19 protein-coding genes are annotated in these 20,276 nt (G+C 65.3%); 12 read left to right on the top strand and 7 right to left on the bottom strand.

Annotation, left to right across the window (positions count from 1 at the left end; genetic code table 11):
• Positions 1–4: 4 nt before the first annotated feature.
• From AC3FKH_RS09600 to AC3FKH_RS09580, 5 genes are read right to left on the bottom strand one after another with little or no spacing between them, the layout of a single operon-like run.
• The gene (locus tag AC3FKH_RS09600; protein ID WP_488675003.1) at positions 5–1,339 is read right to left on the bottom strand and encodes an MmgE/PrpD family protein; all 1,335 of its coding nucleotides are present in this window, start codon (positions 1,337–1,339) and stop codon (positions 5–7) included.
• A 2-nt stretch (positions 1,340–1,341) separates the two neighbouring features.
• Positions 1,342–2,217 carry an alpha/beta fold hydrolase gene (locus AC3FKH_RS09595; protein ID WP_488675001.1) on the bottom strand — a complete coding sequence of 292 codons (876 nt, stop codon included), beginning with the start codon at positions 2,215–2,217 and terminating at the stop codon, positions 1,342–1,344.
• Positions 2,192–4,282 (bottom strand): acetate--CoA ligase family protein, encoded by a 2,091-nt coding sequence (locus tag AC3FKH_RS09590; RefSeq protein WP_488674999.1) that lies wholly within the window; start codon positions 4,280–4,282, stop codon positions 2,192–2,194. Before AC3FKH_RS09590 ends, AC3FKH_RS09595 begins: the two co-directional genes overlap by 26 nt.
• 3 nt (positions 4,283–4,285) lie before the next feature.
• On the bottom strand, positions 4,286–5,080 hold the full coding sequence (locus AC3FKH_RS09585) for an enoyl-CoA hydratase/isomerase family protein (protein WP_488674997.1): 795 nt from the start codon (positions 5,078–5,080) through the stop codon (positions 4,286–4,288).
• Positions 5,081–5,113: 33 nt separating this feature from the next.
• Positions 5,114–6,106: a tripartite tricarboxylate transporter substrate binding protein gene (locus AC3FKH_RS09580; RefSeq protein WP_488674995.1), complete on the bottom strand. Its 993-nt coding sequence runs from the start codon at positions 6,104–6,106 to the stop codon at positions 5,114–5,116.
• A gap of 473 nt (positions 6,107–6,579) precedes the next feature.
• On the opposite strand from AC3FKH_RS09580, the gene AC3FKH_RS09575 reads away from it, so the two are divergent.
• The 4 genes from AC3FKH_RS09575 to AC3FKH_RS09560 all read left to right on the top strand — a co-directional run bounded on the left by AC3FKH_RS09575 (position 6,580) and on the right by AC3FKH_RS09560 (position 9,597).
• Positions 6,580–7,458, top strand: coding sequence for a c-type cytochrome (locus AC3FKH_RS09575; RefSeq protein WP_488674994.1), 879 nt, complete (start codon positions 6,580–6,582; stop codon positions 7,456–7,458).
• Positions 7,459–7,563: 105 nt separating this feature from the next.
• On the top strand, positions 7,564–7,896 hold the full coding sequence (locus AC3FKH_RS09570; protein WP_488674992.1) for a DUF2322 family protein: 333 nt from the start codon (positions 7,564–7,566) through the stop codon (positions 7,894–7,896).
• A 73-nt stretch (positions 7,897–7,969) separates the two neighbouring features.
• Positions 7,970–8,515: a hypothetical protein gene (locus tag AC3FKH_RS09565; protein ID WP_488674991.1), complete on the top strand. Its 546-nt coding sequence runs from the start codon at positions 7,970–7,972 to the stop codon at positions 8,513–8,515.
• 101 nt (positions 8,516–8,616) lie between these two features.
• Positions 8,617–9,597, top strand: a complete 981-nt coding sequence (locus AC3FKH_RS09560) for a bifunctional helix-turn-helix transcriptional regulator/GNAT family N-acetyltransferase (protein ID WP_488674990.1) — start codon at positions 8,617–8,619, stop codon at positions 9,595–9,597.
• 64 nt (positions 9,598–9,661) lie between these two features.
• Here AC3FKH_RS09560 and AC3FKH_RS09555 read toward each other — a convergent pair whose 3' ends face one another.
• A complete protein-coding gene (locus tag AC3FKH_RS09555) occupies positions 9,662–10,393 on the bottom strand; it encodes a BON domain-containing protein (RefSeq protein WP_483734181.1) in 732 nt (243 codons plus the stop codon).
• Positions 10,394–10,566: 173 nt separating this feature from the next.
• Positions 10,567–12,231: an AMP-binding protein gene (locus AC3FKH_RS09550; protein ID WP_488674988.1), complete on the bottom strand. Its 1,665-nt coding sequence runs from the start codon at positions 12,229–12,231 to the stop codon at positions 10,567–10,569.
• Between the two features lie 725 nt (positions 12,232–12,956).
• Here AC3FKH_RS09550 and AC3FKH_RS09545 point away from each other — a divergent pair.
• From AC3FKH_RS09545 to AC3FKH_RS09510, 8 genes are all read left to right on the top strand, one after another.
• Complete coding sequence (locus AC3FKH_RS09545; protein ID WP_488674986.1) at positions 12,957–13,121, top strand: hypothetical protein; 165 nt, start codon at positions 12,957–12,959, stop codon at positions 13,119–13,121.
• Positions 13,122–13,300: 179 nt separating this feature from the next.
• Complete coding sequence (locus tag AC3FKH_RS09540) at positions 13,301–14,182, top strand: pirin family protein (protein ID WP_488674984.1); 882 nt, start codon at positions 13,301–13,303, stop codon at positions 14,180–14,182.
• 101 nt (positions 14,183–14,283) lie between these two features.
• On the top strand, positions 14,284–14,961 hold the full coding sequence (locus AC3FKH_RS09535; RefSeq protein WP_488674982.1) for a hydrolase: 678 nt from the start codon (positions 14,284–14,286) through the stop codon (positions 14,959–14,961).
• A gap of 217 nt (positions 14,962–15,178) precedes the next feature.
• Positions 15,179–16,591 carry an alginate export family protein gene (locus AC3FKH_RS09530; RefSeq protein ID WP_488674981.1) on the top strand — a complete coding sequence of 471 codons (1,413 nt, stop codon included), beginning with the start codon at positions 15,179–15,181 and terminating at the stop codon, positions 16,589–16,591.
• Positions 16,592–16,889: 298 nt separating this feature from the next.
• Complete coding sequence (locus AC3FKH_RS09525) at positions 16,890–17,237, top strand: YciI family protein (protein WP_488674980.1); 348 nt, start codon at positions 16,890–16,892, stop codon at positions 17,235–17,237.
• Positions 17,238–17,261: 24 nt separating this feature from the next.
• Positions 17,262–17,564 carry a YciI family protein gene (locus AC3FKH_RS09520; protein ID WP_488674978.1) on the top strand — a complete coding sequence of 101 codons (303 nt, stop codon included), beginning with the start codon at positions 17,262–17,264 and terminating at the stop codon, positions 17,562–17,564.
• A gap of 55 nt (positions 17,565–17,619) precedes the next feature.
• Positions 17,620–18,525 carry an NAD(P)-dependent oxidoreductase gene (locus AC3FKH_RS09515; protein WP_488674977.1) on the top strand — a complete coding sequence of 302 codons (906 nt, stop codon included), beginning with the start codon at positions 17,620–17,622 and terminating at the stop codon, positions 18,523–18,525.
• Positions 18,522–20,213: a GMC family oxidoreductase gene (locus AC3FKH_RS09510; RefSeq protein WP_488674975.1), complete on the top strand. Its 1,692-nt coding sequence runs from the start codon at positions 18,522–18,524 to the stop codon at positions 20,211–20,213. The genes AC3FKH_RS09515 and AC3FKH_RS09510 overlap by 4 nt, the downstream gene beginning before the upstream one ends.
• The last annotated feature ends 63 nt before the right edge of the window (positions 20,214–20,276 follow it).

Here is a 20,276-nt window from a genome sequence, read left to right as displayed (position 1 = left end):
TCGTTTAGCTGGAGAAATCAACAGTCAGATCATGGTCGACACGCCAAAGTCTCGCCGCAAGCCTTTCGGCTGCTGGCCGCCCCAGCACAGGAGAGGCGAGCTCAAGCAACTTCGCATCGAGGTCCTTGTCGGTGAGGGGGTCCTCGGGATCGCCTTTTCGATTCGGCTGAAAGTGCTCGACAACCTGTCCGTCGACAGTCTCAATTCGAATGATTGCAGCGCGTTTCCCCGGGAAGGCTGCGTCGATCTCTGGATCGACCTCGACGGTCATGCAGGCCATCAGTCTGCGGGTTTCCTCATCAGTCAACCGGTCTGGCTTGTAAGCCGCGAGCCTCACACTGCCAAAGGCCAGTGCCGTGGCAACAATGTACTTCAGGCTGAATTTCGCTTCGTTCTCTGTTTTTGGATCGAGATTGCAAGCAATATCGAGCGCCGGCCGGTATGTCGCGACGTGGATGCGCTTGATCTTGTCGGTCTCAATCCCGGCGCCGGCCTTCAACGCCAGTGCACCGTCTATGGCTGCGAACGTGTGGCCACAACCAATATGGTTCTTGAAAGTCAACCGGCAGATATGGAAATCACTACCGAGCGTTGAGGCTACTGCGCTCCAGTCCGCGTTGTCGGACATCGCGCGTCCCAGCCCAGCCGCACCATCTAGAACGTCCAACGACCCTGTTGCTCCTGCGACAGCTGACTTCGCGGCAAGCAGCCCACCCTCCGCCGCGCGACCTACATGCAGCGGCTTCGACATCGAATCCATCCTGAAGGCTTGCTGAAGACCTGCGGAGAACGTTGCGGCCGTCGCAAGGGCATGTGCCAGCTGGGCAGCCGTCGCACCGTAAATAAAGGCGGACGCGGCAGCAGCGCCAAACACGCCAACGGTCGCTGTGTTGTGCCAATATTTGTAGTGACCGCGCCCAAGTGCCACACCTATACGCGTAGAAATCTCGTAGCCAACGACGATACCCTTGAGTAACGTCTCGCCGCTTGCGCCGACGTCCTGGGCTGCCGCAATGGCCGCGGCAATCGTTGGTGCGCCAGGGTGATACATCGCGTCCTTGAAGCTATCGTCGATTTCGGCGGCATGTGCGGCAGCGCCATTGATGAGCGCCGCGGCCCTGGCCGTCGCAGGTCTCCCTGATGCCAGCCTGGCCCTTCCCGACGTCAGTTCCTCTTCAAGCACGCGCTCCAGGATTGCAACGGCTTCATGGTGAATTCCCGGATACACCGAAGCATGCCAATCCACAAGGGCTCGCTTTGCATGGTGGATAGGTTCTGGGGGAAGCGGAGCGGACTGGACCGTGAAATAGAACTGGCCGAAGGCCTCTGTTGCGTACACGTTTAGACTCCTTGCCTGGCAACGGCCGGGCGACGTTCTGTGTCCTGCCAGAACTGCAGCAAGAGTTCGTTCACGATTTGGTGGGCCTCATACTGGACCCAATGCCCTGCGTCGGGGACAACACAGACTCGGGGGTGACTGTAGGAGCCCCGGGTATCGGCGCTGGTTCGAGAGGCGCTGACAATCTCCGGGATCTCCGCCGGAGTAACAGTCACATCGGCCTCTCCCCAAGCCATGAGAAGCGGCCCGTCAAAGCTTGATATGACCGTCTGAAGGCCCCCCGCACGGGAGATGGCCTTGCTCCGGAATCGGGTGGATTGGCACGCCGTTGTGTGGATGTCGAGCGCGTCGTCGTCAATCTTGTCTTGGTCAGCGATCATGAATGCAGCAAGGTTGTGCCGCATTGCATCAGCGAGTGCTTCGGGCCCTTCGGCACGCCTCCAGTCAATCAGTTCGCTCGCCAGCCGGCGAGCACCACCGTGTCCAGCGGGGCCCAGTAACGCCAGGCTTCTGACTTCCAGGGCTGGGATTTCGCTGCTTGCTAGATAGGCCGCTGCAAGGCCTCCAAAGGAAAAGCCCACCAAGTCGACGCCATCGTCGCCAGTGGGAAGTTGGCGGATCGATTTCGCCAGCAGGCCAACGAATCCGACCATGTCCTTGAAAGATGACGTATCGGATTCACCGAAACCCGGCATATCGGGAACCAGTAGCCGACGCACCTTAGACAATGACTCAACGTTGCGAGCCCAGTGCCGCCACGATCCATGTCCGCCGTGCAGAAGGATCGCGGGCGGGCCTTCACCGAAGGTCCGCCATACGACCTTGCAACCGTCCACCGAGGTAGCGAAGACCTCAGGAACCAAGGACTGCGACCGCATCGCCTGCCACCACGCCGCGACCTTCGGGCAGTACGAAGACCGGATTGATCTCAGCTTCAAGCAAGTTATCCCCAAGCAAGGCCACCATACCCGAGAACGCTACGATTGCGGCCGCCAGTGCGTCGACATCCGCCTTCGGACGGCCACGATATCCCTCCAGCAAGGGCGCCGTCTTCAAGGAGCGAATCATCTCAAACGCGGCCGCCTTCGACAAACCGCGACCCGGCGGCAGCAGACGCAGTGTCGTGTCCTCGAACAGTTCGGCCGTCACCCCGCCCATACCAAGGAGAATCCCCGTACCAAGGGGATCCCGATGCATGCCTAGAATGACTTCGACACCCCCGCTCATCATTTCCTGGACGAGAAAGCGAGTGGGCCGCTTGCCGACTGCCCTCTCTACCTGGTCGCCCATTTGAGTCAAACGCTCCCCTATCCGGGAGGGCTCCACATTCACCGCAACGCCCCCCACATCGCTCTTGTGGGTGATCTCGCTAGAAAGGATCTTGAGAACCACCCCGCCTTCGAACTGCTTTGCGGCCACCACAGCTTCCTTCGGTGTCATCACGACAGTTTCCCGTGTCACGGGCACTCCGAACGTGCTGAACAGGGTCTTGGCGGCGGCTTCGTCGAGCGATCCAGAGCCGAAGTCTTTCAGATTCGGAACGGACGCGGCGGCCACATCCGAATCCTCTGCAACTTGAAACGATCCTGCGCGCAGCATCGCCCGGAAAGCCACCGTGCATGCCTCCGGGGCGAAAAACGCCGGCACTGCGCAACGATTCAGCAGCGACGCCACCTCGGGCGCGTGCGGGCTGACATAGGCGATCACTGGCTTGGCGCTGGTCGGGAGGCAATCGCGAATGGCGCTGGCCATCAGATCGGGCATGGCCAGACTCGACGAGCCAACGATCACAGTTACTGCGTCATAGCTGGGGCTGTCCAGCAGAATGCGAATCGCTGCGCGAAGGAGGTCGGGCTGCAGGCCGGCCAGCGTCACGTCAATCGGATTACGGTCCAACGCCGCATGGTCACCCTTTTGCAGCGCGCGCAGCTTTGCCGCGGTTTCCTCATCCGGAGCCGGCGTTTCGAATCCCGCCACGCCCAGGCTGTCTGAGACCAGCGTACCGGCCCCGCCCGTAGAGGTGAGAATTGCGATCCGCTTACCCGCCAGTTTCCGGCCGGAGGAAAGCGCCGCCGGAATATCCAGCAGATCGGCAAAGGTCTGGGCGCGAATCACGCCGACCTGGTCAAACAGGGCATCGTACATTCGATCTGCGCCCGCAAGCGCGCCGGTGTGCGACACAGCCGCGCGCGCCCCGCTCTCCGACCGTCCGATTTTGAACGCCACCACAGGCTTTCCCGCGCGAGCGGCCTTTAGCGCAGCGCGCCTGAATGCGTCCGGATTTCGGATGCTCTCGACGTAAAGCGCGATGACCTTGGTGGCTTCGTCATCCGCGAGGTAATCGATGAAATCTGCCAGCTCGAGGTCCACCTCATTGCTCGTGGAAACAAGCTTGGACATACCAATACCGCGGGCTGCAGCGCGCGACAGCAGAGCGCCCAGGATGCCGCCGCTCTGGGACACGACGCCGATTTTTCCGGCCGGGAACTTGTCCATCTCCAAGGCACCACTCGCCGAAAGCGGAATGCCGTCGGTCAGGTTGACCAGGCCGATTGTGTTCGGGCCCAGCAAACGCATATCGCCCGCCGCTTCGATCAACTCCGCTTGACGTCGCGCCCCCTCTGGGCCCGTTTCGGTATACCCGCTTGCCAGCACGATGGCTGCACGCGCCCCCTTGGCAGCAAGGTCACGAACCGCGAGGTGTGCCCGCTCGGCACCGAGCAGCACGATACCGACGTCCGGCACATCCGGCAGCGACGCCACATCGGGGTAACAGCGCAAACCGTCAATCTCGGCGACCTTTGGGTTGACCGGATAGATGGCGCCAGCGAAGCCATGCTTGCGCAGGTACTGCACGGGACGGCCAGCGGTTTTTCCGGGGTCAGCGGAAGCACCGATTACCGCTACGCTACGCGGCGTCACAAGGCGTTGAATTGCATCCATGGCTCAGCCCTTGTCAGCGAGTTTGTTCAGGAAAGCGAGCACGGACTCGCGGTGTTCGGCGCTGGTGTAGCAGATGCCTTGAGCCTGGCTGCCCTGCGCGAAGATTTGGTCCGCCGGCAACTCGTATGACTGATTCATGATGGTCTTGCCCAGGGCAATCGCAGTCGGGGAACCTTCGCTCAGTTCCTTCGCCCAGGCGACCGCGTCCGCGACCAGACGGTCGGCCTGGCTTACACGATCCACAATTCCAATTTCCCTGGCCTCTTCAAGCGCGACCTTTCGACCTGTGAACACCAGTTCCTTTGCTTTCGCCAAGCCAACTCGACGCGGGAGAAAGTACATACCGCCGCCGTCCGGAATCAGGCCGCGATTGATGTACGACCAGGAGAATGACGCATGCTCCGATGCAATGACGAAGTCGCAGCAAAGAGCGGTGTCAGCGCCAAGCCCGGCAGCAGCCCCATTGACGGCAGCGATAGTCGGCTTCGGCATGGTGTGCAACAGCTTCTGGGTGTAATGCACACGCTGCTGACGGCTCCAGCCGTTGAAGGCAACCTCACCTTGCGGCGCTTCCATACGGCGCTTCATGCCGGATACGTCGCCGCCGGCACAGAATCCCTTTCCGTTTCCGGTTATCACCAGTGCGCGGATGGTTTTGTCTGCCGTGATGCGTTCGAGCGCATCAATGAATTCGGTGCGCATGTCATCGCTCATCGCATTGCGCTTCTCGGGACGGTTCAAGGCAATCACCGCGACGCCAGACTCGCACTTCAGTTCGATAAGGGAATAGTTTTCCATGATTCAATCCTGTCCTCGTTACAGCGCCGCAGCTTAGTCAGCGGTGATGTTTGCTTCCTTGAAGATCTTGATCCAACGCTGACTTTCGCCTGCAACGTATCGACCGAGTTCTTCGGGGGTGCCTGCACTGACGGTCAGCCCCTCCTGCTCTGCGCGCTTGCGAAAGGCTTCGGTACGCACGGCCTTCCTGGCGGCAGCGTTCAGACGAGCGATAACATCCTTTGGGGTGCCAGCGGGCACGAAGAGCCCATACCAGCTGTCGGCCGAGTACCCGGGGACACCGCTTTCCGCGATGGTCGGAATCTTGCCGAGGCCGCCCGCTTGCGAGCGCTGCGCCGTGGTCACGGCAATCGCCCGAAGCTTACCGCTCTCAAGGTGCGGCGCCACGGCTGCTGCGGTTGCGAACATGACGTCCACCTGGCCGCCAAGGAGATCGGTAATTGCCGGACCTGCGCCGCGGTACGGGATATGGTTCATATCGACCTTGGCCAGCGACTTGAAGAGTTCACCAGCCAGGTGTGCTGACGTGCCTGCGCCTTGCGATGCGTAGTTGATCTTCCCGGGCTTTGCCTTGGCCGCCGCGATGAGATCCTGTACGGACTTGATAGCGCTATCGGGGCGAACCACCAGCACGTTGGGCGAGCGACCGACAAGCATCACTGGAGCAAATGCCTTTTCCGTGTCAAAAGGCAGCTTCTTGTGAAGGCTTGGATTGACAGCATGCGCCATCGTGGCTATCACCATGGTGTAACCGTCCGGCGCGCTTTTCGCGACGGCATCGGTACCGATGATCGTGCTGCCGCCCGGCTTGTTATCAACGATCACCGGTTGACCAAGTTCCTCCCCCATGGTGATGCCCATGGCTCGGGCAACCAGATCGGTACCTCCGCCCGGAGCAAAGGGAACGACCAGGCGAATCGGCTTGTCGGGGTATGCGGCCGACGCGGCCGATGGCGCAGCTGCGACGGCGAGCGGAATCAATGCAAGTGCTATGCGTCGTACGAAAGCCGCACGGATCCGGTTCATTCTTGTCTCCTGTTGACGAATGCTTGAGCGCGTCGGACCTGGTACTTCTCTCATCCAATCGCGTTCGCTGGTTAGAAACAGGTTAGCGACAAGCGGGACATCGGACACCCCCGTAATTCCATAGCATGGAATTGTGCAGAGCAGCATTGAAGCTGAATCGACCAGCGGGCGCCGCAAGGGCAAAGAACAGCCGGTGGGAGTTCTCGGCGGACGCCACGCAGGTGTCGGCGTGCCGCGAGCACGCTCGCACTGCAGTGTCGGTGCCAGGCAGACAGCGGCCATGGACGGTCTTTGTTTTCTGCCATGCCCTGCCGCGTCGGATTCCGGCGCCCCTCGACCAATTGAGCCTGCGCGCGCGGCGGGTTACAGTCTGATCCGCCCCAGGGTCCACCGACCCCGGGAGATTTAGTCCGGGCAGGACCGCACCAGGCCAGGGGGCCGGCGGCATGATCCCGGGAGCGGGAGAACAAGGCATGAACGCGTGGATAGCAAGGACGTTGGGCAAGATTGGCTTCGCGGCCGCCATGGCAGTCGGCATGACAACGCTGGCGGTCGCGGCCGGCGCCGGTACGCTGACCATTACGTCAGGCACACAGCAACGAAGCTGGACGGTCGAGCAACTGTTGAATGATCGCCGCCTCGCCGACATCAGCGTCGACGACGAGAACCTGAAGCAGCGCGTGACCCTCAAGGCGATCCCGTTCGCCGCCCTGCTCGCCGGCCTGCCGGTAACGGCCGATGGCAGCGCCACCACGGCAGCCTCTGACGGCTACGTGTCGCACCTGCCGATGGCCATGCTGCTGGCCGAGGGCAAGGCGCAGCCGCGTGCGTGGCTGGCGGTCGAGAATCCCGCTGCGCCGTGGCCAAAGCTCAAGGGCCAGGGCATCGGACCGTTCCGGCTGGTCTGGACCGGTCCGGCCGGACGCGCCGGAAAGGTCACCGAGAGCTACTGGACCTACAACATCGAGCGCATCGACATTGCCGCTTCACCCGCCGCGCGCTATCCGGCCATCCGTCCGGCCGCGGGGCTGCCCGCCGATGGCCCGGTCATGCGCGGCTTTGCGGCGTTCCAGCGCGTCTGCCTGTCCTGCCATTCGCTGAACCGCGAGGGAGATTCCCACCTCGGCCCGGACCTGAACCTGCCATACAGCCCGGTCGAATATCTCGGCGACGACAAGCTCGCGGGGCTGATCCGCAATCCGCAGTCGCTGCGCTGGTGGCCCGAGGCCCGCATGCCGTCGATCGACCCGCAGACGCTGCCCGATGCCGAACTCCAGGACCTGCTCGCTTATTTCCATCACATGGCGACCCACCGCAAACCCGAAGCCACCGCTGCCGGGCCCCGGCAGTAATGCTCCTGGCCCCCCCTTGCGCGGTCCGCGGGCCGCGCAAGGGACCGGGGCTCGCCCGGGATCGGATAAGATACGCCCCGTTTTACCAACCAACGGAGTGCTTCAGTGATCCAGCCCACCCCTGTATTCAAGGACAACCTCGCCCAGATGCCCGCGATCGACGCCGTCGCGCGCATCGACCTGATCGACGGCAGCGGCGCGGTGGTGGCCAGCATCGAAAACCAGCCGGGCAAGCAGGGCTCGCTGGCCGTGTATCACTACCTGCAACAGGCCTTCGGCACGCTCGATGCCAAGGCTGCGGAATATGGCCTGGGGCTGTTCGCCGAACATACCCTCGACGCCCGCAATCGCCCCGGCGCCCATCCGAACGTCGACCGCCTGCTGGCGATCGTCGCAGGCGCGCAGGCGCTGCGCATCGACGTGGTAGCCAAGGCCTGAAGCCGTCCGGCTATCAAGTGACCGCATCAAAGCGCCGTAAGACTCTCCAGATTCCGCCCGGAGGATTGCCCGAATGAAGAAGGTTTTCCTGTTCGCCGCCGCGTTTTCGGCGTCCATCGCCTGTGCCGAAACGCCGGGCAACCTGGCCGCACCGCTCGGCCTGGAACTCGGCAAGACGCACTGCGCCCGGCTGACACCCGGCCCGAACCGCGTGACGACCGGCAAGGCGCCATGGGCCGGCGGAGACGCCATCGAACTCCGCAATCTCGACCGGTTCAACCTGCCGGGCCTGAGCCGCGCGATCGTCAACTGCGATGCCCAGGACACCGTGGCCCTGATCAGCCTGACCTTCGAGCGCTCGGCGCTGCAAGAGGTGACCGGCAAGCTCGACGCGCGCTACGATTCCAAACGCAAGACCGAAGCCAATGCCGAGAACGCCTATGCCGAATGGGCGGCGGCCAACGGCAGCCTTGAGCTGCTGTCCGCGCGCGACGGCAAGCATTTCACCGTCGCGTACTGGGCCAAGGGCGCCAAGGCAAAGTACTTCGCGTACAGCGGGACCAGTGAGAAGAAGCCGGCCGCGCCGGCAGCCCCCGCGACGACGCCTGCACCGTTGTAACGGCACCCTGCCCGCTCCGATCATCTCGGTAAGGCCGGACTTGATTGAGTTGCGATCCGCAACTATATTGATTGCGGATCGCAACTCATTGGAACCAGTCCATGGATCTCATCGACATGCCGGCCAAATCCCGTGAAGCGACAATTCTGGAGCTTCGCGAATTCTCCCGAAGGCTCGTTCGCGAACTGGGTTTCATGCGGACCACCCTCGCCGACAGTGACCTTGCGCCGTCCGCGGTTCACGCGGTCATAGAAATCGGGGCGACCCCGGGCATCAGCGCAAAGGCGCTGGGCAATATCCTGCGCCTGGATAAATCAAACACGAGCCGACAGGTCGCGAGGCTGGAGAGTAGCGGGCTGGTCAGGCGCAAGACCGCAAGCGATGATGCCCGGTCGTCCGAGCTCTATCTGACCGGCGCAGGACAGACGCTCCGCAAGAAAATCGACCGCTTCGCAACCGACCAGGTTTCCAGCGCGCTGCGACGGATGGTTCCCGCAGACCAGCAGGCCCTGGTTCGTTCTCTCGCGCTGTACGCCGACGCCCTCACGCAAGACAATGCGGTCAAGACTGCCGGCGGAGACGCCGACATCGCACCAGTTCTGGAGGGCTACCGCCCCGGCTGCATTGGCGATATCGCAAGCTTGCACGCACGGTTTTATTCGGCGCATTGGGGCTTCGGCGCGTTCTTCGAGCAGAAGGTGGCGACAGAGCTTGCGGAGTTTGCCGGCACGCTGCCCGCGGCTGGCAAGGCTTTGTGGCTGTACGCCGAACATGGCCGCTCTCTCGCCTCGGTTGCCATCGACGGGGACAACGAAACGGGCATCGCCCATTTGCGCTGGTTCATCGTCGACGATTCATTGCGTGGCACGGGTATCGGACGGCGGTTGATGTCGCACGCGATGAAGTTTGCCGACGAGCGCTTCCGCGAGACATACCTCTGGACGTTCAAAGGGCTGGATGCGGCCCGCCATCTTTACGAGTCATTCGGCTTTCAATTGACGGACGAATTCGAGGGATCGCAATGGGGGACCCAGGTCATCGAGCAACGGTTCAGGCGCTGGCAGCCTCAACCTCTCGCATAAAAACAGAACGGACCGCGGGGCAATGCCGGTCCTGGCGCTGCCCCACGAACACCGCGATGGCCGCTCAGTTCCGCAGCGCGATATGGTTCACGACGTTCTCCACGCCGTGCACGTACCAGGCGTCGCGCTCGATCTGCTTGCGCGCATAGTCGGTCGCCGCATAGCCTTCGAGCGTCACGACATGGTTCTCGGTGCGAGCGGTGATGCGGCCCGCATCGACGAACGGATCGGTCTCCAGCACGAGCATCAGCGCTTCGGTGATCTCGTCATCGCGGTCGGTCTCGGCCGGTGCCACCACCAGTTCATTGACGACGCAGCGGCAACCGCGCGACCACCACGCCAGCACGCCGGCCAGGCGCATATGCGACAGGCTGATGACTTGCCCGCTGAGCGTGACCACGCCGTTGCTGGCGGCCACCTCGATCCAGCCGCTGCGCTCGCCCACGGCCTCGCGCATGGGCTCGAGCTGTCCCTTCACCTTCGCGCAGATCTTGCAATTGCGGAAATCGATGGCGTTCAGCAGGCGCTCGCAGACCGCATCGCGCAGCTCGCCGTCCCCTACCGGTGTGGTGCCGTCGGCCACGCGCAGGTGGTCGATTACGCTGGTCACCCCATCCACGCGCCGCACCAGGGCGGCCGCACGCGTCTTGTCGACAATGTCCGCCACCTCGCCTTCCAGGATCAGCGCGCCGTCGGACAGCCGCAAATGGATCTCGGGATGGAGGTGGTGACCCTGATAAGGCACATGTGCCAATGCTGCGCGCGCCTGCGTCAGCACCGCTTCGCTACTCTGCATGATGTCTGCCTCGCCTGATGGTCTGGAGCTGGGAAGGAGCGCGCCCCTGCCTGCCGGCACGCCTGGCGCGGCGCCGGCCTGCTGCCGATGACCCGTAGCAGGCCGGCGCCGCTTCCCCATTATAGGAAGCAGTATGGCGGCCTTCCTGACGCGTTGGCGGGCCGTTGGCGGCGTCAGGCCGCCGGGGCGCCGCCCTGCGCGTCGCGCGCCCTGGCCACCTCCTGGTTGCGCAGGATAAAGCGCTGCACCTTGCCGCTCGGCGTCTTGGGCAGTTCGGCCAGGAACTCGATCTCGCGCGGGTAGGCGTGGGCCGCCAGGCGATTGCGCACATGCAGGCGCAATTCCTCGGCCAGTTCCGGCGTCGGCCGGTATTGCGGATCGAGCACGACGAAGGCCTTGATCAGTTCCGTGCGCTCCGGATCAGGCTTGCCGATCACGGCGGTTTCGACCACGGCCGGATGCTCGATCAGCGCGCTCTCCACGTCGAACGGCCCGACCCGGTAACCCGAGGTGGTGATGACGTCGTCGGCACGGCCGATGAAGCTGATGCTGCCATCGTCGTTGAGTTCGGCCGAATCGCCGGTCAGGTAGTAGTTGCCGACAAAGGCGCGCGTGGCCGTGCCGTGGTAGCCGGGGAACCAGCACATCGGCGACTGCGTGAGATCCAGCGCCAGCGTGCCGGGCTGGCCCGCGGGGAGTTCGTGGTACTCGTCGTCCAGCACCACCACGCGGTGGCCCGGGCTGGCAAAGCCGGCCGCGCCCATGCGTACCGTGTGCGCCAGCGCGTGGTGATTGCACAGCACCATGCCGGTTTCGGTCTGGCCATAGTGGTCATGGATGGTCACGCCCAGCTCGTTGGCGAACCAGCGGATGACTTCCGGGTTGAGCGGCTCGCCGGCGCTGCTGACCGCGCGCAACTGGCCGCGCAGCGGTCCCGACACCGCCTTGCCTGCCGCGATCAACAAACGATAGGCGGTCGGCGACCCGGCCAGGTTGGTGATGCCGTATTTCCGGATCACGCGGCATGTGCTTTCGATCGTGAACGGGCCGTCGTAGAACGTGGTCGGATGGCCCAGCGCGAGCGGCCCGGTCACCGCGTAATACAGCCCATAGGCCCAGCCGGGATCGGCCAGGTTCCAGAAGGCGTCCTGCTCGCGCAGGTCGACCGCGTCGCGCATATAACCCGCGAACGCCACGATAGCCTTCAGCGGCACCTGCAGCGGCTTCGCCGGGCCGGTGGTGCCCGAGGTGAACATCATCAGGAACGGATCGTCGCCGCGCCGCATGACGGGCTCGAACTGCGCGGGCTGCCGCTCCACTTCGGCCCAGAAACTGAAATCGCCGCGCACGAGGCCGCGGCCCTTCTCGCCGGCCACGGTGACGATGGGCGGACAGTCGGCGACATCGTCGAGCTTGCCGCGGTTGGCGCCGTCGGTCACCACCAGCTTCGCGCCCGACGTGTTCAGCCGGTGCTCGATGGCCTTGGGCCCGAACGCGGTGAACAGTGGCTGGTAGACCGCACCGGCTCGCCACACGCCGAGGATGGTGGCGAGCAGTTCCGGCGTGCGCGGCAGCAGGCCGGCCACGCGATCGCCAGGTTGCACGCCCTGCGCCTTGAGGAACCCAGCCACCTGCGCGGAGAGCGCCTGCAGTTGCGTGAACGTCCAGGTCTCGGAGGTCCCGTCGCGCCCCTCCCAGAACAGGGCGATGCGGCCCGGCAGCGCATGCCGGTCGCAACACTCCACGCAGGCATTGATGGCGTCGAGGTTGCCGTGCAGCTGGCGGCTGACGGTGTCCGGGTATGAGAATCCGGCAAAGGCTTCGGTGTAGTTGCGCATGGTGTCTCCAACCTTGTCATAGCTGTTCTGCGGCGCGGTGCAGCGAGGCACACGCCTGTGCCGCACGAGTGTGTGCCAGCGGCCTGCACGCGGCAATAGCCGATTGCACCAGCACCGCTGACGGTTTTTGCCATGTGCGCGGCGTCCGGCACTTTCACCGGGCCGCGAAGGTTGACGCTTCCTGCCTGCAGGGCTAGACTGCGCGCTGTTTAAAGCCTTGGGGTTCCAATTGGACTCAGCCAGTTGTCCTGACGGACATCACCGGTAACCCTCGCCAGACCCGCATCCCTCCGCACTGCTGACGCTTGCGCCAGCACGGCATCACAGGGCCACCGTCTGGCAGGAATTGCCTGACGGTGCGCATCGATCGCGGCATTTGCCGTGGACGTTTTCCCGCATCACTCGAATTTGCATGGCATGTCCGGCACGCTCGCGTCGCGAGCCGCCGCGCATGTCCGCTTGGCCCGACCTGGCCTGTCGCCGGCACGCGTACGCATGCCGTCCCTGGCCACAGCCGTGCGCCTTGCGCGAGCCCTGCCGGCACGCGCGTCGCCCATGCCGATCCACCCGAACCGGAGCCTTCCATGCCCGACGACCCTTGTAGTCCCTTACCGAAGCCGGCGCGCACCGGGGCCTGCCCGCGCGCCGTTCCCGCAAGCTCCCGCTTCCGGCCGCCGCAATACTGAGCGTTGGCGCCGGATCGGGAATCCCATCGGAGACCTGCCATGAAGTTCTCGATCCTGCTGCCTGACTTCCGCCACCCCGACGTCGCCGCGCACGACGCCGACCGCCTGCGCGCCATGCGCGACCTGTCCCGCCCGGGACGCCTGCGCCGCGCGCTGAAGCGTCTCGGCGCGATGCTGCGCGGCTGGCGCCTGCTGCCGCGCTGACACCCCAGAGTGCCGGCGTCGCCACGGCGGATCGCCTCGAAGGCGCTGGCACCCCTCTTCATCGTTCCGCTGGCAGAACTCTGATAACGGTTTCAGGGGTCTACAACTCGCTTCGTCCCAGTTCTATGCTGTCTCCATCGACCCGGCACCGCCGGTCAGCGAAACAGAAGGAGATGGCAATGAAGAGAATCCTCGGCGTCTACAGCGCTCCGCGTCCCCACTGGGTAGGCGATGGCTTCCCGGTCCGTTCGATGTTTTCCTACCAGAGCCACGGCAAGCAGCTCAGCCCGTTCCTGCTGCTGGACTACGCCGGCCCGGCCGACTTCACGCCGACCAGCCAGCCGCGTGGCGTGGGCGTGCATCCGCACCGCGGCTTCGAGACCGTGACCATCGTCTACAAGGGCGAAGTGGCGCACCGCGACTCGACCGGCCAGGGCGGCGTGATCGGCCCGGGCGACGTGCAGTGGATGACGGCTGGCGCGGGCATCCTGCATGAAGAGTTCCATTCGAAGGCGTTCTCCGAATCCGGCGGCCCGCTCGAGATGGTGCAGTTGTGGGTCAACCTGCCGGCGCGCGACAAGATGGCGACGCCGGGTTACCAGGCCATCACCAGCGACGACATTCCCGCCGTGGCGCTGCCGGCCGGAGCGGGCACCGTGCGCGTGATCGCCGGTGGCTTCGACGGCCACGCCGGACCCGCGCACACCTTCACGCCGCTGCAGGTGTGGGACATGCGCCTGAACCAGGGCGGCATCAGCGAGCTGCCGGTGCCCGATGGCTGGAACGCCGCGCTGATCGTGCTGCGCGGCACCGTGCGCGTCAATGGCGACACCGTTGCCGGCGAAGCGCAGATGGTCCTGCTGGACCGTGCCGGTGAGGGCACCTGTGTCGAAGCCAGCACCGACGCCACGGTGATCCTGCTGGCGGGCGAGCCGATCGATGAACCGATCGTCGGCTATGGCCCGTTCGTGATGAACACCGAGCAGGAAATCCAGCAGGCGCTGGGCGACCTCAACAGCGGCCGCTTCGCCAGCATGGCGCGCCAGCCCGCCAACACCTAGTGTCCGGTGGGCCTCGCCCACGTCCTATCGCCCGCCGCCGACCGGTGGCGGGCTTCAACGACAGCCTGTGCCCAGGCACCCGACGTTCAAGGAGATTCACCATGAGCAGCCCTGCCAACTTCAACGGCAAGCGCCCCGTCATTGACCCGGCCGATACCGCCATGCTGCTGATCGACCACCAGAGCGGCCTGTTCCAGACCGTGGGCGACATGCCGATGCCCGAACTGCGCCAGCGCGCCGCCGCGCTGGCCAAGATGGCGACGCTGAGCAAACTGCCGGTTATCACTACCGCCTCGGTGCCGCAAGGCCCGAACGGTCCGCTGATTCCCGAGATCCACGAAAACGCCCCGCACGCGAAATACGTCGCACGCAAGGGCGAGATCAACGCCTGGGACAACCCCGAATTCGTCGCCGCCGTCGAAGCCACCGGCAAGAAGACGCTGATCATCGCCGGCACCATCACCAGCGTATGCATGGCATTCCCGGCCATCAGCGCGGTGGCCGACGGCTACAGGGTCTTTGCGGTGGTCGACGCCTCGGGCACGTACTCGAAGATGGCGCAGGAAATCACGCTGGCGCGCGTGGTGCAGGCCGGCGTCGTACCGATGGACACGGCAGCCGTCGCCTCGGAACTGCAGCACACCTGGCATCGTGATGACGCGCAGCAATGGGCCGAGGTCTACACGAAGATCTTCCCGGCCTACCAGTTGCTGATCGAAAGCTATATGAAGGCGCAAGCCGTGCAGAAGGACGGCGAAGTCCTCGACTCGGCACGCTGAGTCCGGGCCGCGGCACGGCCTGCACCACCGTGCCGCGGCCGCCTGGCGCCGCCGACGGTATTGGCACCCGTCCTTTCTGGCCTCCGATCGGCGGAGCTTCTATATTTCCCCAACTGCCTGATTGCGAGTTCGAGACGAGACCCGGGAAACACTCTCTGTGCGCTCGGCACAATCGTCTCCAACATGGTGTGTCAAATCACGTTGAACCCTGCGACACATGACAAGCGCTTTCGTGGTCAGGCCACTTGCCCTTACCCTCGCCCTGGCCATGCTGCCGTTGAACGCGGTCGCGCAGGAATCCCCACCGGCGCTTGCCCCGCCCTACAAATTCCTGCGCTATGAGGAAGACTACCGGTACCTGCGTGACACGCAGGCGCGTAGTGACTGGTGGGATCCGGTCAAGTACATTCCGCTCGGCTCGGATGGCGCCTACCTGAGCCTTGGCGGCGAAATCCGCGAGCGGTTCGAGCGCTACACGGCACCGAACTTCGGCGTGCCGGGCCCCAGGGCAGACAGCTACCTGCTGCACCGCATCCTGGTCCACGCCGACCTGCATGCAGGCGACTACCTGCGCGGATTCGTGCAGTTGGGCAATCATCTCGCGCCCGGCAAGGACATCGCCACGCCGCCCTATGAAGACCGGCTGGACCTGCAGCAGGCCTTTGTCGATGTGCACGTGCCCGTGACCGGCAACGCGGCGTCCGATCCCGTCCTGCGAGCGGGACGCCAGGAGATGGCGTTCGGATCCCAGCGGCTGATTTCAGTGCGCGACGCACCCAACGTGCGGCGCGCGTTTGACGGTGTGCGCCTTGGCGGAGCCTTCGACAACGTGCGGGTGGACGCCTTTGCCACGCGCCCCGTCCTGCTGAAAGCAGGCAATTTCGATGACCAGCCCAACCACGCGCAAGGCTTCTGGGGACTCTACGCGACCATTCCCAGGTCCTTCGTTCCCGCCTCCGGCGTGGACCTGTACTACCTCGGATTCGAGAATAGCCACGCGCTATACGGCATCGGCACCGGTGTCGAACGGCGGCATTCGGCAGGCGGCCGCATTTTCGGCAGTCATGCGCAGTGGGACTGGGACTGGGAGGCGCTCGCGCAGTTCGGCAGCTTCGGCCAGCAGGATGTGCGCGCGTGGGGCTTCTCCACCGATACCGGCTATACCTTCGTCCCGGCCAGCTGGCCGTTGCGCGCCGGCATCAAGGCCACCGCCGGCAGCGGCGATCGCAATCCGCACGACGGCAAGCTTGGCACTTATAACGGCCTCTTTCCCAAGCTCGCGTACTTCAACCAGGCGGGACTGCTGGGCGCCTCGAACGTGCTCGACCTGCAACCCTCGCTCACGCTGAAGCCCACACCGCGGCTGCGGCTTACGGTTTCGTGGGACTTCATCTGGAGGCAGACGACCAACGACGCCGTCTACACGGCAGCAGCCATTCCGATTGCCGGCACGGCCGGGCAATCGGGGCGCTATACCGGCAGCCAGCTTGCTTTTGACCTGTTCTGGCAGGCCAACCGCCATGTCGCCGTGAATGCCGGCGTGGTTCACGTGGATATCGCCAACGTGCTGAGCGCGGTCGGTGGCCACAATACCAACTTTGTCTACGTGTCCGCGGGCTACTCATTCTGATCGCGGCCGCCGAGACGCCGAAGTCTCGCACCGCAGCCTCGTCCTCGCCCGCTCAAGCCCACGCCCTGGGCATCCGAGGCCATTCACCTGTCTACCGCCCGGCGCACGCTGCAGCGGCCCCCTGTAGCGCCGACCCCGGGCCGCGGACGCGTCATTCGAATGTTGACATCGTCCATGACGCCGCTATACTCGTCGTAATGTTCGAACGTTCGCACGTTCGTACGATAAATAAAACGACAGAGACAAGCAGGAACTCCATGTATCCCTTCAACTTGCCAGACCGGCATGAGGACGCGGCATGAGCGGCGCCAGCCTGCCGGCACCGCTGTACTTCATGGTGATCGGCACCGACAAGCCCGGCGCCCTGCCTCTGCGCGTGGCAACACGCGCGCGCCACCGCGACTGGCTGCGTGGCCGGCACGAGCGCGTGACGGTGGTGCTCAGCGGCGCCTCGCTTGAACGCGACAGCACCACCATGAACGGCTCGCTGCTGGTGGTGGCCGCCGCATGCTACGAGGACGTGCTTGCCTTCAGCCAGGCCGACCCGTATGCACACGCCGGTCTCTTCGCCAGCGTGGAAATCCGGCGCTGGGACTGGACCTTCGGCAACCCGAACGGCCCCACCGCTTCCGTCAATCCCATCTGAACCTACTGGAAAGGCCAGACCGCCATGCACTGGATCATCTACGCCGTCGACAAGCCCGGCATGCTAGCCACGCGCACTGCGAACGTGGACAAGCACCGGCAATACCTGAGCAGCCATCCGATCCGCACGCTGGTCTCGGGACCGCTGGTCGACGATTCCGGCACCGACATGATCGGCAGCTTCTTCCTGGTCGAAGCCGATACCCGCGCCGAAGTGGAGGCCTTCAACCGCAACGACCCGTTCTGGGCGCTCGGCATCTGGGAAGCCGTGCATATCCACGCGTTCTACAAGCGCGTGGACGACCGCGCCGCTGGAGCCGCGCAATGAACGGCGCAGTAGCCGCCGGACGCATCCCCAACCACCTCGACCACCGGAGCGAAGCATGAAACTAGGCTGGATCGGAGCGGGCAAAATGGGCCTGCCCATGCTGGCGAGCGTGCTGGCCGCCGGGCACGCCGTCAGCGTGGTCGAACCGCAGGCCGAGGCGCGCGAACGCGCCCGGGAACTGGGGGCTACGCCGGTGCCGAACCCTGCGGACGCGGCAGCGGGCGCACAGGCGGTGGTGACGTCCTTGCCGGACGATGCCGCGTTGCTGGCCGTCGCCGCCCAGGTCATCGAGAGCGCGCCCGCGGGAATGATCTATGTCGATACCAGTACGGTCTCGCCCCAGGCATCGGCCACCGTGGCACGGGCCGCGCGGTCGGCGGGCGTGCAGTACTTGCGCGCACCGGTATCCGGCACGCCGGTGCAGGCGCAGGCGCGCGCACTGACCACCATCGTCTCGGGCCCGGCCGATGCCTTCGAAGCGGCACGCCCGCTGCTGGCGCAATGGGGCGAGCGCATCCACTACGTCGGCACGGCCGAGCAGGCGCGCAGCATGAAGCTCGTGCTGAACCTGATGGTCGCCGCCACCGCGGCCATGATGGGCGAGGCGCTGGCGCTCGGCAGCAAGGGCGGCATTGCGTGGGAAGACATGCTCGACGTCATGGAGAGCAGCGCGCTTGCCTCTGCGCTGCTCAAGGTCAAGGCCGCGTCGCTGCGCGAACGCGACTTCCGGCCGCTGTTCTCGTGCGAGCAGATGGCAAAGGACCTGCGCCTGATCCTGGCAGCCGGCAGCGACGCCAGCGTGCCGTTGCCGCTGGCCGCGCTGGCCAGCCAGCTCAACACGGCGACCATCGCGCAGGGCCGCGGCGCGCTCGACTACATTGCCGGCGTGCTGACTGCCGAAGCCATGGCAGGCACCGGCCCCGTGCCGCGCGGGGCGCCTTCCGGAGAGTCGGCGCCATGACGGAATGGGACTACCTGATCGTTGGCGCCGGCGCCGCCGGCTCCGTGCTGGCCAACCGCCTGTCGGCGCATCCCGCCAACCGCGTGTTGCTGCTGGAAGCCGGCAACGACATCCGGCCCGGCGAAGAGCCGGAGGACATCCGCAGCATCTTCCCGTTGTCGACCTTCAACCCGGCCTATACGTGGCCTGACACGCGCGTGCATTGGGGCAGCGCGTCGGCGGGCGCCCCGTCGTTCTTCCCGCAGGGCCGCGTGCTCGGCGGCACGTCGCAGATCATGGGCATGTTCGCGCTGCGCGGCCGGCCCGATGACTACGACGACTGGGCGCGCCAGGGCGCCACCGGTTGGGGCTGGGACGACGTCCTGCCCTACTTCCGCAAGCTGGAAGCCGACCAGGACTTCCAGGGCCCGCTGCATGGCCATGATGGCCCGGTGCCGATCCGGCGCGAGCCGCCGCAGCACTGGTCGCCGCTGGCCACGCGGCTGCAGGCCGTGGTCCAGGCACGGAACCTTGGCCATGTCGCCGACATGAACGCCGATTTCGGCGATGGCCACGGCACGCTGCCCATCAGCCGCTTCGACGACAAGCGCGGCTCGGCAGGCATCTGCTACCTGGATGCGGCGGCGCGCGCGCGCGACAATCTGTCGGTGCAGGCCGGCACCACCGTCACGCGGCTGCTGACCGCGCGGCACGACGGCATGCTGCGCTGCGTTGGCGTCGTCGCCACCGATGCGCAGGGCACCACGCGCGAGATCCGCGCGCGCCGCGTCCTGCTGGCCGCGGGCGCGCTGCGCAGCCCGGCACTGCTGCTGCGCTCCGGCATCGGACCCGCACAGGACCTGGCGCAGGCCGGGATCGCGCCCGTGCTGGACCGCCCAGGCGTGGGCCGCAACCTGCAGAACCACGCCATCCTCTATGTGGTGTCGTTCCTGCGGCCGGGTGGACGCGAACGGCCCGGCGTGCGCCCCGCCTGCGCCACCACGCTGCGATGGAGCTCCGGCACGGATGGCGGTACACCCGGCGACATGGGCATGTTTGTCCGCAGCTGGCTGTCGTGGCATGCGCTGGGCCACCGCATGGCCTCGCTCGCGCCGGTCCTGAACAAGCCGTGGTCACGCGGCACGGTGACGCTGTGCCCGAAAAGCCCGCAGGCCGCGAGCGTGGTCGCCTTCAACCTGCTCTCCGATGCGCGCGACCTGGCGCGCATGACGGACGCGTTCCGCTTTACCGCATCGCTGTTTCCGGAACTCGGCACGGTGTGCGGCACGCCCTATGTGCTCGGCGATGCCGGCAACCTGAGCCGGCTCATGCGCTTCAATGAACCCACCCGCGCCAACGCCATGCGCGCGGCGGTGGCGGCCGGGCTCATCGACGCGCTGCCGCGGCTCGGACAACGCACCATCACACGCCTGTCGAAGATGACGCCGGCCGCCGACATGCTGCGCAGCGAGGACCGGCTGGCCGACTATGCGCGCAGCAGCATCAGCGGCACCGGGCACGTCAGCGGCACCTGCCGCATGGGCGCCGCGCGCGATCCGTTCGCCGTGGTCGATCCACACGGGCAACTGCACGGCATGCACGGGCTCTATGTGGCGGACGCGTCCGTCATGCCGTCCGTGCCGAGCGCCAACACCCACCTGCCGACCATCATGGTGGCCGAGAAAATCGCCCACCACCTGCTCGCCTGATTCGATGCGCGGCACCCGGGCTTAACCTTCATTTGCAAACACCGATCGCCTGAACATTCGCCA

The organism is Cupriavidus sp. 21MJTG02-4 (genome assembly GCF_057798975.1).
This window is presented reverse-complemented; position numbering and strand designations above follow the sequence as displayed.

Bases quoted from the DNA above. Each gene is read 5' to 3' on its own strand.
- AC3FKH_RS09595 (WP_488675001.1), bottom strand. From the start codon at position 2,217: ATGCGGTCGCAGTCCTTGGTTCCTGAGGTCTTCGCTACCTCGGTGGAC.
- AC3FKH_RS09590 (WP_488674999.1), bottom strand. From the start codon at position 4,282: ATGGATGCAATTCAACGCCTTGTGACGCCGCGTAGCGTAGCGGTAATC.
- AC3FKH_RS09585 (WP_488674997.1), bottom strand. From the start codon at position 5,080: ATGGAAAACTATTCCCTTATCGAACTGAAGTGCGAGTCTGGCGTCGCG.
- AC3FKH_RS09580 (WP_488674995.1), bottom strand. From the start codon at position 6,106: ATGAACCGGATCCGTGCGGCTTTCGTACGACGCATAGCACTTGCATTG.
- AC3FKH_RS09575 (WP_488674994.1), top strand. From the start codon at position 6,580: ATGAACGCGTGGATAGCAAGGACGTTGGGCAAGATTGGCTTCGCGGCC.
- AC3FKH_RS09565 (WP_488674991.1), top strand. From the start codon at position 7,970: ATGAAGAAGGTTTTCCTGTTCGCCGCCGCGTTTTCGGCGTCCATCGCC.
- AC3FKH_RS09560 (WP_488674990.1), top strand. From the start codon at position 8,617: ATGGATCTCATCGACATGCCGGCCAAATCCCGTGAAGCGACAATTCTG.
- AC3FKH_RS09555 (WP_483734181.1), bottom strand. From the start codon at position 10,393: ATGCAGAGTAGCGAAGCGGTGCTGACGCAGGCGCGCGCAGCATTGGCA.
- AC3FKH_RS09550 (WP_488674988.1), bottom strand. From the start codon at position 12,231: ATGCGCAACTACACCGAAGCCTTTGCCGGATTCTCATACCCGGACACC.
- AC3FKH_RS09545 (WP_488674986.1), top strand. From the start codon at position 12,957: ATGAAGTTCTCGATCCTGCTGCCTGACTTCCGCCACCCCGACGTCGCC.
- AC3FKH_RS09540 (WP_488674984.1), top strand. From the start codon at position 13,301: ATGAAGAGAATCCTCGGCGTCTACAGCGCTCCGCGTCCCCACTGGGTA.
- AC3FKH_RS09535 (WP_488674982.1), top strand. From the start codon at position 14,284: ATGAGCAGCCCTGCCAACTTCAACGGCAAGCGCCCCGTCATTGACCCG.
- AC3FKH_RS09530 (WP_488674981.1), top strand. From the start codon at position 15,179: ATGACAAGCGCTTTCGTGGTCAGGCCACTTGCCCTTACCCTCGCCCTG.
- AC3FKH_RS09525 (WP_488674980.1), top strand. From the start codon at position 16,890: ATGAGCGGCGCCAGCCTGCCGGCACCGCTGTACTTCATGGTGATCGGC.
- AC3FKH_RS09520 (WP_488674978.1), top strand. From the start codon at position 17,262: ATGCACTGGATCATCTACGCCGTCGACAAGCCCGGCATGCTAGCCACG.
- AC3FKH_RS09515 (WP_488674977.1), top strand. From the start codon at position 17,620: ATGAAACTAGGCTGGATCGGAGCGGGCAAAATGGGCCTGCCCATGCTG.
- AC3FKH_RS09510 (WP_488674975.1), top strand. From the start codon at position 18,522: ATGACGGAATGGGACTACCTGATCGTTGGCGCCGGCGCCGCCGGCTCC.